This is a genomic window from Ilyobacter polytropus DSM 2926, from assembly GCF_000165505.1.
Classification (GTDB): domain Bacteria; phylum Fusobacteriota; class Fusobacteriia; order Fusobacteriales; family Fusobacteriaceae; genus Ilyobacter; species Ilyobacter polytropus.
This window is the reverse complement of the sequence record NC_014632.1, coordinates 1560397-1575573: the sequence shown is the minus strand read 5'-3', so window position 1 is coordinate 1575573 and position 15177 is coordinate 1560397. Positions and strand designations below refer to the sequence as shown.

18 protein-coding genes are annotated in these 15177 nt (G+C 34.2%); all 18 read left to right on the top strand.

The window, feature by feature from the left end; translation table 11 throughout:
• Positions 1 to 371 precede the first annotated feature (371 nt).
• The 18 genes from ILYOP_RS07350 to ILYOP_RS07270 all read left to right on the top strand — a co-directional run bounded on the left by ILYOP_RS07350 (position 372) and on the right by ILYOP_RS07270 (position 15105).
• Entirely contained in the window at positions 372 to 1547 is a 1176-nt protein-coding gene (locus tag ILYOP_RS07350) for a phosphopentomutase (RefSeq protein ID WP_013387908.1), read from the top strand.
• 69 nt (positions 1548 to 1616) lie between these two features.
• Positions 1617 to 2321, top strand: coding sequence for a purine-nucleoside phosphorylase (gene deoD / locus ILYOP_RS07345; protein ID WP_013387907.1), 705 nt, complete (start codon positions 1617 to 1619; stop codon positions 2319 to 2321).
• A gap of 52 nt (positions 2322 to 2373) precedes the next feature.
• Complete coding sequence (gene cdd / locus ILYOP_RS07340; RefSeq protein WP_013387906.1) at positions 2374 to 2772, top strand: cytidine deaminase; 399 nt, start codon at positions 2374 to 2376, stop codon at positions 2770 to 2772.
• Between the two features lie 147 nt (positions 2773 to 2919).
• Positions 2920 to 3663: a TSUP family transporter gene (locus ILYOP_RS07335; protein ID WP_013387905.1), complete on the top strand. Its 744-nt coding sequence runs from the start codon at positions 2920 to 2922 to the stop codon at positions 3661 to 3663.
• Positions 3664 to 3744: 81 nt separating this feature from the next.
• Entirely contained in the window at positions 3745 to 4398 is a 654-nt protein-coding gene (locus ILYOP_RS07330) for an N-glycosylase/DNA lyase (RefSeq protein ID WP_013387904.1), read from the top strand.
• A gap of 52 nt (positions 4399 to 4450) precedes the next feature.
• Positions 4451 to 4615, top strand: a complete 165-nt coding sequence (locus ILYOP_RS15795) for a hypothetical protein (protein WP_013387903.1) — start codon at positions 4451 to 4453, stop codon at positions 4613 to 4615.
• Positions 4616 to 4861: 246 nt separating this feature from the next.
• Entirely contained in the window at positions 4862 to 6175 is a 1314-nt protein-coding gene (miaB, locus tag ILYOP_RS07325) for a tRNA (N6-isopentenyl adenosine(37)-C2)-methylthiotransferase MiaB (RefSeq protein ID WP_013387902.1), read from the top strand.
• A 21-nt stretch (positions 6176 to 6196) separates the two neighbouring features.
• Positions 6197 to 7186, top strand: a complete 990-nt coding sequence (locus tag ILYOP_RS07320) for a sodium:calcium antiporter (protein ID WP_013387901.1) — start codon at positions 6197 to 6199, stop codon at positions 7184 to 7186.
• Between the two features lie 17 nt (positions 7187 to 7203).
• Positions 7204 to 8442 carry a transcription termination factor Rho gene (rho, locus tag ILYOP_RS07315; protein ID WP_013387900.1) on the top strand — a complete coding sequence of 413 codons (1239 nt, stop codon included), beginning with the start codon at positions 7204 to 7206 and terminating at the stop codon, positions 8440 to 8442.
• A 3-nt stretch (positions 8443 to 8445) separates the two neighbouring features.
• Positions 8446 to 9423: a peptidoglycan DD-metalloendopeptidase family protein gene (locus ILYOP_RS07310; protein WP_013387899.1), complete on the top strand. Its 978-nt coding sequence runs from the start codon at positions 8446 to 8448 to the stop codon at positions 9421 to 9423.
• A gap of 119 nt (positions 9424 to 9542) precedes the next feature.
• Positions 9543 to 10718 (top strand): DUF2157 domain-containing protein, encoded by a 1176-nt coding sequence (locus ILYOP_RS07305; protein ID WP_013387898.1) that lies wholly within the window; start codon positions 9543 to 9545, stop codon positions 10716 to 10718.
• Complete coding sequence (locus tag ILYOP_RS07300; protein WP_013387897.1) at positions 10708 to 11196, top strand: GDYXXLXY domain-containing protein; 489 nt, start codon at positions 10708 to 10710, stop codon at positions 11194 to 11196. The genes ILYOP_RS07305 and ILYOP_RS07300 overlap by 11 nt, the downstream gene beginning before the upstream one ends.
• Before the next feature lie 51 nt (positions 11197 to 11247).
• A complete protein-coding gene (gene ispG / locus ILYOP_RS07295; protein WP_041921215.1) occupies positions 11248 to 12312 on the top strand; it encodes a flavodoxin-dependent (E)-4-hydroxy-3-methylbut-2-enyl-diphosphate synthase in 1065 nt (354 codons plus the stop codon).
• On the top strand, positions 12296 to 12706 hold the full coding sequence (locus ILYOP_RS07290; protein WP_013387895.1) for a hypothetical protein: 411 nt from the start codon (positions 12296 to 12298) through the stop codon (positions 12704 to 12706). Before ispG ends, ILYOP_RS07290 begins: the two co-directional genes overlap by 17 nt.
• A 13-nt stretch (positions 12707 to 12719) precedes the next feature.
• Positions 12720 to 13826 (top strand): hypothetical protein, encoded by a 1107-nt coding sequence (locus tag ILYOP_RS07285; RefSeq protein WP_013387894.1) that lies wholly within the window; start codon positions 12720 to 12722, stop codon positions 13824 to 13826.
• Positions 13827 to 13882: 56 nt separating this feature from the next.
• A complete protein-coding gene (locus tag ILYOP_RS07280) occupies positions 13883 to 14335 on the top strand; it encodes an RNA polymerase sigma factor (RefSeq protein ID WP_013387893.1) in 453 nt (150 codons plus the stop codon).
• Positions 14335 to 14661 (top strand): hypothetical protein, encoded by a 327-nt coding sequence (locus tag ILYOP_RS07275; protein WP_013387892.1) that lies wholly within the window; start codon positions 14335 to 14337, stop codon positions 14659 to 14661. The genes ILYOP_RS07280 and ILYOP_RS07275 overlap by 1 nt, the downstream gene beginning before the upstream one ends.
• A gap of 12 nt (positions 14662 to 14673) precedes the next feature.
• Positions 14674 to 15105 carry a hypothetical protein gene (locus ILYOP_RS07270; protein WP_013387891.1) on the top strand — a complete coding sequence of 144 codons (432 nt, stop codon included), beginning with the start codon at positions 14674 to 14676 and terminating at the stop codon, positions 15103 to 15105.
• Positions 15106 to 15177: the final 72 nt, after the last annotated feature.

Sequence of the window (15177 nt, the reverse complement as noted above, 5' to 3'; positions counted from 1 at the left end):
AATCTAAGAAAAAATCAAAACTCGCTTTGCTCAAACAGTTGATTTTTTCTAGAGATTTCTTTCAGTCATTCTTAACGCTGATTTTGTCAATGGCCGAAAGAATTTCAAAAGATTTAAAAAAATTATTTAAAGATTTTAAATTCCCCTTTAAAAAATACCGTTAAGAAATCATCTTGTGAAATCCACTTTCATTGAAATAAGGAGGTTTACCGACTATATTTCAATAGAAAGTTAGTTCAGAAGTGATTTTAGGTATTTTTTAGGGGTGCCTTTTCTTTGGTTACTTTCTTTGGGCAAGCAAAGAAAGTAACACAGGTTTTTGGATAAATTCAATAATTTAATTAAACACACAGTAAGAAAGGAGAATGGTCATGAAAAAAATAGAGAGAGCCACTATAATCGTACTAGACAGTGCAGGTGTGGGATATCTTCCTGATGCTGCAGAGTTTGGAGATATAGGGGCGAATACCTTTGGAAATATATCTAAAAAATGTGGTGGGCTAAATATACCTAATATGGAAAAAATGGGTATAGGAAATCTAACTGAAATAGTTGGAGCTGGTAAAATAAAAAATACTATAGGGGCCTATGGAAAAGCGGCAGAAAAAGCAAAGGGAAAAGATACAACTACGGGACACTGGGAAATAGCAGGTGTTATAGGGGATAAACCATTTCCGACATATCCAGACGGATTTCCAAAAGAGGTTTTAAAAGAACTGGAAGAAAGAACTGGTAGGAAAATACTCTGTAATAAGCCATACTCTGGAACTGCAGTAATCGATGAATACGGGGAAGAACAGCTTAAAACAGGTGCTTGGATAGTCTATACCTCTGCAGACCCGGTACTTCAAATAGCAGCCAATGAAGAGATCATTCCTTTAGATGAATTATATAAAGCCTGCGAAATAGCACTTGAAATATGTATGGAAAAATCACCTGTAGCAAGGGTTATAGCAAGACCCTATGTGGGGAAGGCTAAAAGGGAGTTTGAAAGAACTTCCAACAGACATGATTATTCTGTAAAACCCCCAAGGGCGACCCTTTTGGATAAACTGAAATCTGCTGGAAAAGATGTAGTGGCAATAGGAAAGATAAGTGATATATTTGCAGGGGAAGGTATAACTGACACAAGAGGAACGAATCAAAATGATAAAGACGGAATACTAAAAACAATAACCGCTCTTAAGGAAGACAGCAAAGGCCTAATATTTACCAATCTAGTGGATTTTGATATGAAATTTGGTCATAGAAGAGACCCACAGGGATATAAAGAGGCTATAGAGCAGTTTGACAGATATCTCCCAGAGATAATGGAAAATCTGAAAGATGATGAAATACTTATAGTGACAGCAGATCACGGATGTGACCCGACCTACCAAGGGACAGACCATACAAGAGAATATATTCCTATTTTAGTCTATGGTAAAGAAGTGAAGGGCGGAGTGGATCTCGGGATAAGAGAAAGCTTTGGGGATATAGCTGCTACTTTAGAGGAGCTTCTGCTAGGAAAGAGTATAGAGGGAAGTTTTGCAAAAGAGCTTTATTGATCTTAAGTGTACATAAACAATAATAAAAAACTTAAATCAAATATATAAAAATAGATTTGGAGGTATGAAATGAGTGTACATATAGCTGCAAAAAAAGGAGATATAGCAGAGACAGTCCTTTTACCTGGAGATCCTATGAGGGCAAAATGGATTGCAGAGACTTTCCTAGAAAATCCAGAATGCTATAATACAGTAAGGGGAATGTATGGATATACGGGAACTTACAAGGGGAAAAGAGTATCAGTCCAGGGAACTGGAATGGGAGTTCCTTCGATATCTATATATGTGAATGAACTTATCAGAGAGTATGGAGTAAAAAACCTAATAAGAGTTGGTTCAGCAGGATCATATCAAGAAGATGTAAAGGTTAGAGACATAGTCATAGCCATGTCTTCATCTACCAACTCAGGTGTCAACAAGCTTAGATTCAACGGGGCCGATTTTGCTCCTACTGTCTCTTTTGAGCTTTTCATGAAGGCCGTGGATACTGCAAAGGAAAAGGGAATAAAAATAAAAGCTGGGAATGTAATGACTTCTGATGAATTTTATCAGGATAACTTTGAAGACTATAAAAAATGGGCTGCTTTTGGAGTCCTTTGTGTAGAGATGGAGACTGCAGGCCTCTATACTATTGCGTCTAAATACGGTGTAAACGCTCTTACCATCCTCACAATATCTGATTCTCTCGTGACAGGGGAAGAAACTACCTCAGAAGAGAGACAGAGTACATTTGATGAGATGATGGAAATTGCTCTCGGAACGCTGGAAAAATAGTATTATAAAAAATCTATAGGCAATAAAGGTTACTCTTTTGGAGGTGTATGCGATGCTTATGAATGAAAAAGAGATATTAGAACTGATTGACGAAGCTATAGAGGCCAGGGAAAATGCCTATGTAAAATATTCTGGATTTAAGGTAGGGGCGGTTGTTATCGATGAAAAAGGTAATCATTATAGAGGGGCAAATGTGGAAAATGCTTCCTATGGTCTTACTAACTGTGGAGAAAGGACTGCAATATTTTCAGCTGTGACAAATGGCATGAAGAATATCGCTGTAATATGCATAGTTGCAGATACAACAGGACCTGTGAGCCCTTGTGGGGCCTGTAGACAGGTTATAAAAGAGTTTGCCTATGAGGACACGGCAATTATACTGGCCAATCTAAAAAAAGAGTATAAGATTCTGTCTATAGAGGATCTACTTCCCTATGGGTTTGAACTTTAAAGAGTGGAATAATTCCACTCTTTTTATCGTTTAGATCATAAAATATCTTCTAAATACAAATTGATTCTAAAATAAAAGAGAAATATATTGAAAAAAAGTAACTCAGAATATAGAATAAGGGAAAATAATTGGAAAAAGGGGTAAAAAATGGAAATAGTTATTCTGGGAATTGGAATGTTTGCAGCTGGATTTATAGATTCTATCGCTGGAGGAGGAGGACTCATAAGTGTACCTGCACTTTTAATGACAGGAATGCCTCCCCACATGGCTTTGGGGACAAATAAAATGGCAGCCGCTTTAGGTAGTTTTACAAGTAGTTATGAATTTTTTAAAAGCAATAAGTTAAACAAGCAGTTACTTAAAATGCTTATTCCTTTTGCATTTATGGGAGCTGTTTTAGGAGTGGTAACTGTCCAGTATATTTCACCTAAGATTCTGGAGATACTGATTCCTTTTATGATTTTTGCAGTTGCAATATATACGGTGATATCAAAAAAAGTTGGGATGTCAAATGAATATGCAGGAATAGACAGTAAAAACGGTTTTCTCGGAAAACTGCTTACATCGGCTCTAGGGTTTTACGACGGATTTTTCGGACCTGGTACAGGTACATTTTTTATGTTCGGACTTGTAAAAATATTTAAATTTGACTTTACTGTTGCCACTGCAAATACAAAAGTTTTAAATTTTACAACTGGATTTGCAGCTCTTTTGACATTTATATTTAATGGTCAGGTAAATTTAAAATATGGTGCTATTTCGGCAATCTTTATAATTGTAGGTTCTAAAATGGGGTCTAAGATGGCCATAAAAAATGGAGCTAGATTTATAAAACCTATTTTTGTGATTATGTCTTTAGTGATGGCATTTAAAATGGCTATTAACTTTTAAAAACAAAATTATAGACAGTTTTCTTAAATTTTTTTTGAAGAAGGAAGTTATTGGAGTAATATAGATGGTATAGGGGGAGTTATGGAGAAAGAGTATTTTGATAAAATATATAAAGTTTATACTGATATAAAAGACGATATAGAGAAAAGACTAGAAGAGTTTAAGGAGAGTTGGTTTTCTGGGAATAATGAAGATATTCATATAGAGCTTTCTTTTTGTATTCTGACACCACAGTCGAAGGCCAGAAATGCATGGAAAGCAATAACAGAATTGAGAGATAATCGTCTTTTATTTACAGGGGAAGAAGAGGACATCGTAGAATATCTAAATGTTGTCAGATTTAAAAATAATAAGGCAAAAAATTTGGTTCTTTTGAGAGAACAGATGAAAAATAGTGGCGGAGAAATAATAACAAAAGATTTTATTTCAAAAATAGGTAATGTTTTTGAAATGAGAGAGTGGCTTGTAAAGCATGTTAGGGGTATAGCTTACAAAGAGGCGAGTCACTTTTTGAGAAATGTGGGTTTTGGGGATGATATAGCTATTTTAGACAGACATATACTGAGAAATCTTGTAAGGTTGGGAGTAATAGAAGAGATTCCCAAGACGATAAACGGTAAAAGATACAAGGAGATAGAGGAAAAAATGAGAAAATACTGCAGTAAAACCAGTATTCCCATGGACAACTTTGATCTTCTTCTGTGGTATCTTGAGGCTGGAGAAATATTTAAATGATTTTCTTAAGAAATATAGTGGCTTTCAAATTTTTATTTTTGAGGTGATGTCTATGTCTGTTACAAAAGATGAGTTTAAGGAGATGTTTGAGAAAAGCAAGGTGAAGTTCAAGGGGATGTTGGGAAAAAGAAAAAAATCAAACTCCAAAGACAAGCAACTTAAAGTCAAAAAAAGAGAGTTGAAGGAGAAACCAGATTACGAAGTTTTTCTCCAGTAGAAAAGACCTATTGAGGTCTTTTTTATTTTTAAAAAAAAGATGTTTTTTTCAGTAGGAATAGTAACAATAATAATAATTTCTATTAAAAAAATCCCTTAAAACAGTCGGTAAAAGCCTTCGGTATATGATCTTAAACCCTATAATTCCTAAGCTGTGAGATAAATTGTTACATTGATAAAAGAATTTGATTATGTTATAATATTTGGTATTTAAAAAAAATGAATGTTTAATGTTTTAGGAGGATAGATGAAGAAAAAAGCTGCAATTATAACATATGGTTGTCAAATGAATGTAAATGAAAGTGCAAAAATAAAAAGAATATTACAGGATATGGGATATGATATCACAGAAGATGTAAGTGAATCAGATGCTGTGTTTCTGAATACATGTACAGTGAGAGAGGGAGCTGCCACTCAAATATATGGTAAATTAGGAGAATTAAAGCATATAAAAGAAAAAAGAGGAATGATAATAGGTGTTACTGGATGTTTCGCTCAGGAGCAGGGAGAGGAACTTGCAAAAAAAGTTAAGGCAATAGACATAGTTATGGGTAACCAGAACATAGGAAAAATACCACAGGCTATTGAAAAAATAGAGTCAGGAGATTTTAAATATGTCATCTATGTAGGAGATGAGGATGAACTTCCTCCGAGGCTAGATGCAGATTTTGATTCTAAAAAAACATCCTATTCTACAATTACCTACGGATGTAACAACTTTTGTACTTACTGCATCGTCCCATATGTTAGGGGAAGAGAAAGATCTGTTCCAATGGACCAACTCTTAGATGAGATAAAAGGTTTTGTAGAAAAAGGTTCTAAGGAGATTATACTTCTAGGTCAAAATGTAAACTCCTACGGAAAAGATTTTGAAAACAAAGATAACTTTGCAAAACTTTTAGAGGAAATATGCAAAATAGAAGGAGAGTTTATAGTTAGATTTATGTCTCCCCATCCCAGAGATTTCACAGATGAGCTGATAGAGGTCATAGCTAAAAATGATAAAATAGCAAGATCGATGCATCTTCCTATTCAGGCTGGATCTTCTAGAGTTTTAGGACTTATGAACAGAGGATATAAAAAGGAAGAGTATATAGCTCTTGCAGAAAAGATAAAAAGATCTATTCCTGGAAGTTCTATAACCACAGATGTTATTGTGGGATTCCCTGGAGAAACAGAGGAAGATTTCTTAGATACAATTGATGTGGCTAAAAGAGTAAAGTTTGAGAATGCCTATATGTTTATGTATTCACCTAGAAAAGGCACTAAGGCTGCTGAAATGGATGGGCAGATTGACCAGAAGACAAAAAAAGAAAGACTTCATAGACTTATAGAGGTACAAAATGCTATTTCTAAAGAGCAAAGTGTGAGTTATATAGGCTCTATACAGAGAGTATTGGCAGAAGGCCCTAGCAGAAAAAACCCTGATGTAATGTGTGCAAGAACATCTACCAATAAAGTCGTTCTATTTAAAGGCGACCCTGAGTTAGAAGGAGAGTTTATAAACTTAAAGATAACAGATGCAAATACTTGGACTCTTTACGGGGATATAGTAGAATAACAGAGGGGGCTTTGAGATAAAATGATTTATATCTTTGTATTTTTTGTTTTGGCATATATAATAATAATGGCAGGGAAAAAGCTAAGTATCTGCGGAGACAAAATAGGTGAGGAAATGGGCCTTGAAAAAAGCTGGGTAGGGATAATAATGCTAGCATCGATAACATCACTTCCAGAGCTTATTACCAGTGCAAGCTCAACCCTTATGGGAAATCCAGATATGGCAATTTCAAATATTTTCGGAAGCAACCTTTTTAATATTTTCATAATATTTATTCTGGATGTCTTCTTTATAAAAAATTCTTTTTCATCTTCAATAAGTATGAAGAATTATTTGAGTGCTTTTTTTTCTATCCTTCTGACAACTATTTTTCTGTTGGGTTTTGTTTTAGGTGAGATTACGATATTTAAAGTCAGTTTTATATCAATAATTTTGTTTATATTATATTTTGTTGCAATTAAACTTATATATGAATTTGAACATAATTATGATTTTAATGATCCAGATGAGATAAACCCTGAAGATTCCATCATCATGAATATGAATCAGGCAAAAAAAGGCTTTGTAATAAGTGGACTAACGGTAATAACTACAGGAATTGCTTTAACCTATGTGGCTGATAAAATAGCTAATACCCCTATTTTTGGAATTAGCCTAGGGGAGAGTTTCGTAGGAGTCATACTGCTAGCCCTGGCAACATCCCTTCCTGAGCTGACAGTTTCTATACAGGCCATAAGAATGGGGTCCTTTAATATGGCTGCTGGAAATATACTAGGAAGTAACATATTTAATATTACTATAGTTTTTATAGCTGATCTTTTATACAGAAAGGGCAGTATTTTTCAAAGCCTCACAGAGTTTCATATTATTTCATCGGTGATGTCTCTTGTGGTGTTAATGGTTTTTATGATTGGGGTTCTTTTCAGGAAAAAGAAAATTAAAATAGATTCTTGGATTATCGGTGTAGTTTATATTTTGGCGATGTATATACTTTATTTAAAAAGATATTAATGGGTGGTATGTTTATTATGGATGATTTAAATAACTTTTTATTAACAGAGCTTAAAGAGATCGCAAGACAGCTAGGTATAGAGAGCTGGAACAGATACAAGAAAAAAGAATTAGTGGATATAATAGAGGAATATTATGAAAATCTCACTGGGCATACAATAGCCTGGGGTACCTTAGACGTTCTAGGAGACGGCTATGGTTTTTTAAGAGACACAAATGTAGAAAAAGATATTTATGTCTCTGCTTCTCAGGTCAGAAGATTTAAGTTAAGAACCGGTGATCTTATTTTGGGAGAAGTAAGGAAACCAGTTGGAGATGAAAAAAATTATGCTCTGAGAAAAGTTCTTTTGGTAAATGGCGGAGACATACAAAAGGCAGAATCTAGAGTTCCTTTTGATGAACTTGTACCTGCCTACCCAACTGAGCAACTTATCCTTGAGACAGAAAGAAAAAATCTGTCTGGAAGAATAATAGATCTTATTGCCCCTATAGGCAAAGGTCAGAGAGGTCTAATAGTAGCACCTCCAAAAGCCGGTAAAACTATGCTCATAAGTAGTATTGCCAACTCCATTATCGAAAACAACAAAAATTCCGAAGTGTGGATACTCCTTATAGATGAAAGACCTGAGGAGGTTACAGATATAAGGGAGACAGTAAAGGGAGCAGAGGTGTTCTCCTCTACATTTGACGAAGATCCTAAAAATCACATCAAGGTAACTGAAATGGTTTTGGAAAAGGCAAAAAGAAAGCTTGAAGACGGTGAAGATATAATAATACTTATGGACTCTCTTACAAGACTTGCAAGAGCTTATAATATAGTCATACCTTCAAGTGGTAAACTGATATCAGGAGGAATAGATCCTACTGCATTATATTATCCAAAAAAGTTTTTCGGGTCTGCAAGAAACATAAGAGAAGGTGGAAGCCTCACCATAGTGGCTACAGCATTGGTAGACACCGGAAGTAAGATGGATGATGTTATTTATGAAGAGTTCAAAGGGACGGGAAATATGGAGATCCACCTAGACAGAAACCTGTCTCAGCTTAGGATCTATCCTGCTATAGATATCCAAAAATCAGGAACAAGAAAAGAAGAACTTTTGATAAAAGAAAACAAGCTCAACCTTATATGGGGGATAAGAAGATACCTCTCTGAATACGACAGAGCTACTGCCGCAAAGAAACTTATAGATACAATAGAGTCCACAAAAAGCAATGATGATCTTTTAAAAGCTTATCAGAAGGGGGATAAATAAAAAGTGAATAGAAGATTTACTAACCTTTTGACGGCTCTTGTAGTCATCGTGCTGGTACTTTCTGTACAGGTGGCTAGAGTTGTTAAGAGAGAGGTCATGGATGTAAAAAAGTTTACAGATTATTATGAAGCTACAGACGCTGCCAACGGTGGGTTTGAAGTGTTAGACAGTAACTATATAACAATAGAAAAAGAGTATACCTTAAAAGTTGAAAAGGTTGAAGATTCAAAACAACCTGCAGAAAAGAGTTATTCTATTCCTACCTTTGAAATTTATCAGGTGAAATCGGGAGATTCCCTTTATAAGATAGCTAAAAAGTTTAATCAGGAACTGGCAGTTTTGAGAGCCAACAATCCCCAGGTGGGAAGTGTTTTAAAAATAGGAGACAAACTGAATATAATTTCTGGAAACGGAATATTCTACAAGGTAAAAAAGGGCGACTCCCTTTATAAAATCTCTAAAAAATACAATGTAAAAATTGACGATATGATGAATTATAATAAACTCAATAACAGTTCCCTTAAGGTAGGACAAAGTCTTTATATACCGAATCCAGACCTAAAACAGGTGGTAGCAGCGGCCAAAAAAAGAACTGTTAATTTTAGTATGCCTGTAAAATGGAAAGGTATAACTAGCCCATTTGGAAGAAGATTCCATCCTGTGCTAAAGAGATATATATACCATAAAGGTGTAGATTTGAGAGCAAAATATGTACCTCTTCATGCTGCAAAAGCCGGTAAAGTAACTTATGCAGGGTGGATGAGTGGTTATGGTAAGATAATAATCATAAAACATTCTGGAGGATACGAGACAAGAGCGGCACATCTTAACAATATAAATGTAAAGCCTGGACAGTATGTGAAACAAGGTCAGGTAATAGGAAAAACAGGGATGACAGGAAGAGTAACAGGTCCTCATCTTCACTTTGAAATAAGAAAAAATGGGGTACCATACAACCCTATGAAATATCTTGTAAAATAGTCCTGCCATGTGCAGGACTTTTTTTTAAAGGAAGAAACCTAGATCTCAGAATAATTTTATGTGATTTTATTATATGGAATTATCTTTTGTTTATGAAAATATGGGATCAGGAGGGATTTATGAGGGGGAAGATCATATTAAAAGAGCTGGAAAGACTTCGAGGACTGGGGGTTATCACAGATGAAGTTTACAATGATATAGAGAATTTTTATGCAGGTAAAGGAGATAATAGAAAAGGTTTTTTTAATTTTTTTATAACTACAGGATGCTTATTGATAGGCTTGGGTATAATTCTTTTATTTGCATATAACTGGTCGAAAATAGGCAGAGGTATCAAGACCGGGATTCTTATATCCTCCATAATAACGGGTCAGATTATCTTTTATTTTTCACTGGAGAAAAAAAGGGAGTTTGTATCTGGAACCGGAGTTTTTCTCATTCTGATGGTGGGCTTATCGATAGCTATGATATCTCAGATGTATAATATTTCAGGAGAGGATCAAGGGTTTTATTTAGCTTGGGCTACACTAAGTATTCCGGTATTGTATTTTACAAAGGGAGGAATAAATACACTAATTTACGGTTTTGTTTTATACAGGTACCAGAGTTCCGATGGATATATACTGATTTATATGCTACTAGGTTTGCCTATATTTTTATTTTCCAGAAAAAAAGAGGGAATAGGTGCATTAGTTGAAGCATCTTCAAAAGTTTTGTTTTTGATAGGACTTATGGCGTGGTATGGTCAGTTTTCTCATAACTCCAAGGCGGGACTGCTTTTATACAGTGCTCTTTTTGCAGGGGTCTATACCTTTCCACTGGGCTTAAAAAAAATTGGGGAGCAGCTGACTATAATAATGGCTTATTTTTTAACCTTCAAAAAAGACTATATATTCAGCAGTGAACTGGTTTATGACAAGGTATTTTGGGTTTCTGCCCTATTTTATATTATAGTATTAGTTTTACTTTTTATAAGAAAAGAAGACTTTAAAAATATTATTCTGTGGAACATGCCACTTATTATATTACCCTTATTTTTCAGTTGGGGATTTATAGTATATAATATATATTTTCTGATCATAGGAGGTAATTTTATATACGAGGGTTTCAAAAGAGGAGATGTAAGAAGCTTTAATAATGGAAGCTTAATAGTAGGAGGGCTTATTGCAACAAGGTTTTTCGATTACAAAATATCAACCCTCACAAGGGGACTTGTCTTTATTCTTCTCGGAGGAGCACTTATAGCCGGTAATCTATATATGAGCAGAAAAAGAGGTGGTTCTGTTGAGAAATAAAATTATTTTTGCAGTTATGGTATTTTTTCAGTTGGGAGTATTTTTACTTATGGTTGTAAATAAAGAGATTATAATTAAGAAGGGAAACACCCATAAATTTCGAGTTGCCCCAAGGGATCCTTATGACTATATGAGGGGGAATTATCTAAGTATAAATCTAGATCACAGAGAGCTTGCAGGAGACTATGAAAATGTTGAAAATAAAAATGGCTATCTCATCTTAAAAAAAGATGGAGAGTGGAGCAAAATAACTGAATTTTCCAATGGAAAACCTGAAAATATGGAATATATAAAGGGTAAAATAAGAAATACTTATAACAACAAAACCTATTTTGAAAACCCCTTTAAAAGATTCTACATGGAGGAAGGCAAGGCGAAAGAAACAGAAAAGAAAATAGCTGAAGGAGACAGATCTTATATTGTGGTGAAAATATATAAGGGAAGATATGTGCTGGAGTCCATTGAAATTGAGGAGTAAATTTTGTATAATTTAATTAGCGAAGACAGACAAGGATGGAGTGGAAATAAAATGACGGGTTCTAGAAAGATAAAGGTGGGGAACATATATATTGGCGGAGACAGCGAGGTTATAATCCAGTCGATGACTAATACTAAAACTTCAGATATAAAGGCCACTGTGAAACAGATAAAGGAACTTGAAAATGCAGGATGCCAACTTGTAAGGGTAACAGTAAATGACACAGAGGCAGCCGAAGCAATAAAAGAGATAAAAAAACAGATAAGCATACCTTTGGCAGCAGATATTCATTTTGACTACAGGCTCGCTATATCAGCTATGGAAAATGGCGTAGATAAGCTGAGAATAAATCCTGGAAACATAGGGAACGACGATAAAGTTGCCATGGTTGTGGAAAAGGCCAAAGAATACAACATACCCATAAGAATAGGTGTAAATGCAGGATCACTGGAAAAGAGTATACTTGAAAAATACGGAAGACCTACCCCTGAGGCCATGGTTGAAAGTGGTCTTTACCATGTGAGGCTTCTGGAAAAGTTCGGATTTGAGGATATAATAATATCACTTAAATCTAGCAACGTGAAGATGATGGTCAGAGCCTACAGGATGATGAGGGAGATAGTAGACTATCCTCTTCATCTAGGTGTAACAGAGGCAGGAACTGCATTTCAGGGGACTGTGAAATCCTCAATAGGTATAGGGGGACTTCTTGTAGATGATATAGGGGATACCATAAGGGTATCACTGACTGAAAACCCTGTGGAAGAGATCAAGGTTGCCAAAGAGATACTAAAGGTACTTGGTCTGAGAGAAGAGGGAACAGAGATAATATCCTGTCCTACCTGTGGAAGGACTGAGATAGATCTTATAGATCTTGCAAAAAAAGTGGAACAGGAGTTTAGCACCTTTGAAAAAAAGGTCAAGATAGCTGTGATGGGCTGTGTGGTAAACGGTCCGGGAGAAGCTCGGGAAGCTGACTACGGTGTGGCTGGTGGAAAGGGTATAGGGGTTCTCTTTAAAAAAGGTAAAGTTGTTAAACAGGTTAAAGAAATAGATATATTGGATGAACTGAAAAAAATGATAATGGAGGATTTTAAAGATGAAGAAGATATTTAAACTTTTGGTTGTAATGCTTCTCGTTTTTACAGGATGTTCGAAGACACAAATTGTAGATGATTTTAGAATAGTTGATTCTTATAGAAAAGATTATAATTTATTTAGAGTTAATTACGGAAGTACCCTAAAAAATGTAAAACTTCAGGGAGTTCCTGTGGAATCTGGAAGCAGCTATTATGTAGAGCCTGGTGACTATATTTTAACCTATGAGTATGCACCGAAAGTTTCCTTTAATATGACAGTGAATTATAACAATAAAACAAATAATAAAAATCGTGACAAGAGATATATTGATGATAAGGAAAAAGAATTAATAGCTGTTTATGAAGATACAGAGATGACTCTAGATGAAAAAAATATAGAAGTTTTTATTGAAGGAACAACTGGCAACTGATTTTGGAGGGATAATGAAAAAGATAATGATTTATTTGCTTGTAGCAGCATCAGCTTATTGCTCTGAAATAGATTTTACAAAGGGAGTTGATGGTGAGTTGTTACTTCAGCCAGAAGGTAAAATCAGAATTAGAGAGAATTTTATAATCCCTGAGGCCGAGAAAGAGATAGTAATAACTAATTTCTCAAGGTCTGTAGACAGAGATTCACTTATAGTTGAAAGTGAAGGTATAGAGGAGTTTATTTTGGACGGGGACTCTAAAAATAGTTATTACTTATCACAAGGTGAAGAAGTTTCCTATAGGGGAGAGAAGTACAGGCTTATTTCTAACGAGCCGTTGACCATAGAAAATATAAAGAGTGGAGAATTGATAATAAATCCTTCTGAAGAGATTAGAGTAAAGGATAAAGGGAATTCTTTGATTCTTCACGGGAATAAAGAAATTTCATCTGCAAAAATAAATTATAGTTTAGAAGGGCTCACATGGTCTGAGGAATATCAAGTCTACCTAAATAAGAATAGTGTGAAAAAAAATATTTTCATTAAGAATGATTCAGACAGAAAATTTGAGAATATCTCTCTTATTCTTCCTAGAGGAACCGAGCCATTAGGTAAATTGAATTTAAAAACTTTTGCAGGTATAAATAAAAATATATTTTATAAAAAGGCTAGTATTTCAAAAAATTATATTTATCTAGAAAGCAAAGAGAAAAAAAACCCGGAACTCAGTCTGGCAGTGGCAGGAGTCGACATATCTTCTTCTGATAAAGTTAAAGTTTTTGATGAAAAAGGGTATAGGGGAGAATTTACAGGTGTAAATAAAAACGGAGAACTTCAGATAAAGGGACTTTTGGATCAGGATGTAAATATAGTTTCCTCTGAGGTGGAGAAGAATCTAGGTACGAGATTAAAACAAAGAAAAGTAAGTTATTCTGTAAAAAATTATAAAAAGGAATATATAATATTAAAGATTTTCTATGATAAATTTCCCGAAAAATGGAATGAACTTAGAAGTGAAGAAAGCTACGAAATGAAAGAAAGAAATGCTGTATTCACTCTAAAAATCCCTGGGAATTCTAGGAAAAATATAAAGTTTTCTTTTATTGAAGAAAAAAACTAGACTTTTTTTCTTATTTTATCGTCAAAATTGGCAAGGAAAACAAGAAAGGGAGTAAGATGGATTTTGACAAAATTTTTGATACATACTTTGAACGAGTTTACAACAAAATCCTAGGGATGGTTAAAAATCCGGAAGATGCTGAAGATATAGCTCAAGAAGTTTTTGTAAGTGTATATAAGAACCTTAAAAAATTTAGAAACGAGAGTAATATTTATACTTGGATATATAGGATAGCGATAAATAAGACCTATGATTTTTTTAGAAAAAACAAAACTACCTTTGAACTAAATGAGGAAATCCTTGAAATAGAAGACGACACCAATGCTCACACAACTATGATACTGGAAGAGAGACTAAAAAAAATAAATTCCAGAGAACGTGAAATAGTTTTATTAAAGGATATATATGGATACAAGTTTCGTGAAATATCTAAGTTAAAAAATATGAATCTTTCTACAGTTAAATCAATCTATTACAAGGGTATTAAAGATATGGGAGGTACAGGATAATGACACCAAAGGACCGGGTTAAGCTCAATGTTTATAAATCTCTGCTCGAGGAGGAGAAGAAAAAAAACAGGAAACTAGTTGTAATGGGAGCTTCGCTTTTTGTGATGGGTATTTTTACTGATACTGTATACCAAAGTGCGGTTAATAAGGTAAATGGAAATGATATTTTAAAAAACAGTGTAGCTTTAGAGCAACATTTTGATTTTAATAAATCAAATGAAAAAGAAGGTCTTGTATGGGAAAACTTTTATGAAAATAATATATTTAAAGAAAGAGATATAGAAATGAATCCAGAGGAACTTTTTGTAAGTGACCTTGGTATCTAACGGAGGGAATAGATGAGAAAGAAAATAATATTACTACTTGGTTTACTTGTATGTGTAATATCTTTTGGAGCTTCTAATGTGGATAATATAGGAATAATTTATGAAGAAGATTTTCGAAGTGTCGGAGTACCTGAAAAGGATATAATTAAAGCTAAGGAAATAATATCAAATGCCAGTACGAAGCATAAACTTCTTTTGTTGGACAGAAGGCAGCGTGAGCTAGAAATAAATAAATATCTTTTGGAGAGCCCAGAGAAAAACTGGAACAAAATAAGCCTTGTTTTTGATGAGGTAGGTAAAATAGAAGCTGAGATATTAAAGAATAAACTTAAAAGTCAGATAGAGGTAAGAAAATATATAAACCCAGAGGAATACAATAATGCCAGAGCTATTGCAGTAAAAAGAATTGAAGAAAATAAGAAAAAAAAGAACGAGAACCAATAAAAAATAGGGGATTAATTACCCTATTTTTTATTTTTCAGATTAAAAATCAACCTAAAAGTGTGAAATTGATTT

Coding starts and splice junctions, on each gene's coding strand:
- ILYOP_RS07350 (WP_013387908.1), top strand. CDS start 372: ATGAAAAAAATAGAGAGAGCCACTATAATCGTACTAGACAGTGCAGGT.
- deoD (WP_013387907.1), top strand. CDS start 1,617: ATGAGTGTACATATAGCTGCAAAAAAAGGAGATATAGCAGAGACAGTC.
- cdd (WP_013387906.1), top strand. CDS start 2,374: ATGCTTATGAATGAAAAAGAGATATTAGAACTGATTGACGAAGCTATA.
- ILYOP_RS07335 (WP_013387905.1), top strand. CDS start 2,920: ATGGAAATAGTTATTCTGGGAATTGGAATGTTTGCAGCTGGATTTATA.
- ILYOP_RS07330 (WP_013387904.1), top strand. CDS start 3,745: ATGGAGAAAGAGTATTTTGATAAAATATATAAAGTTTATACTGATATA.
- ILYOP_RS15795 (WP_013387903.1), top strand. CDS start 4,451: ATGTCTGTTACAAAAGATGAGTTTAAGGAGATGTTTGAGAAAAGCAAG.
- miaB (WP_013387902.1), top strand. CDS start 4,862: ATGAAGAAAAAAGCTGCAATTATAACATATGGTTGTCAAATGAATGTA.
- ILYOP_RS07320 (WP_013387901.1), top strand. CDS start 6,197: ATGATTTATATCTTTGTATTTTTTGTTTTGGCATATATAATAATAATG.
- rho (WP_013387900.1), top strand. CDS start 7,204: ATGGATGATTTAAATAACTTTTTATTAACAGAGCTTAAAGAGATCGCA.
- ILYOP_RS07305 (WP_013387898.1), top strand. CDS start 9,543: ATGAGGGGGAAGATCATATTAAAAGAGCTGGAAAGACTTCGAGGACTG.
- ispG (WP_041921215.1), top strand. CDS start 11,248: ATGACGGGTTCTAGAAAGATAAAGGTGGGGAACATATATATTGGCGGA.
- ILYOP_RS07290 (WP_013387895.1), top strand. CDS start 12,296: ATGAAGAAGATATTTAAACTTTTGGTTGTAATGCTTCTCGTTTTTACA.
- ILYOP_RS07285 (WP_013387894.1), top strand. CDS start 12,720: ATGAAAAAGATAATGATTTATTTGCTTGTAGCAGCATCAGCTTATTGC.
- ILYOP_RS07280 (WP_013387893.1), top strand. CDS start 13,883: ATGGATTTTGACAAAATTTTTGATACATACTTTGAACGAGTTTACAAC.
- ILYOP_RS07275 (WP_013387892.1), top strand. CDS start 14,335: ATGACACCAAAGGACCGGGTTAAGCTCAATGTTTATAAATCTCTGCTC.
- ILYOP_RS07270 (WP_013387891.1), top strand. CDS start 14,674: ATGAGAAAGAAAATAATATTACTACTTGGTTTACTTGTATGTGTAATA.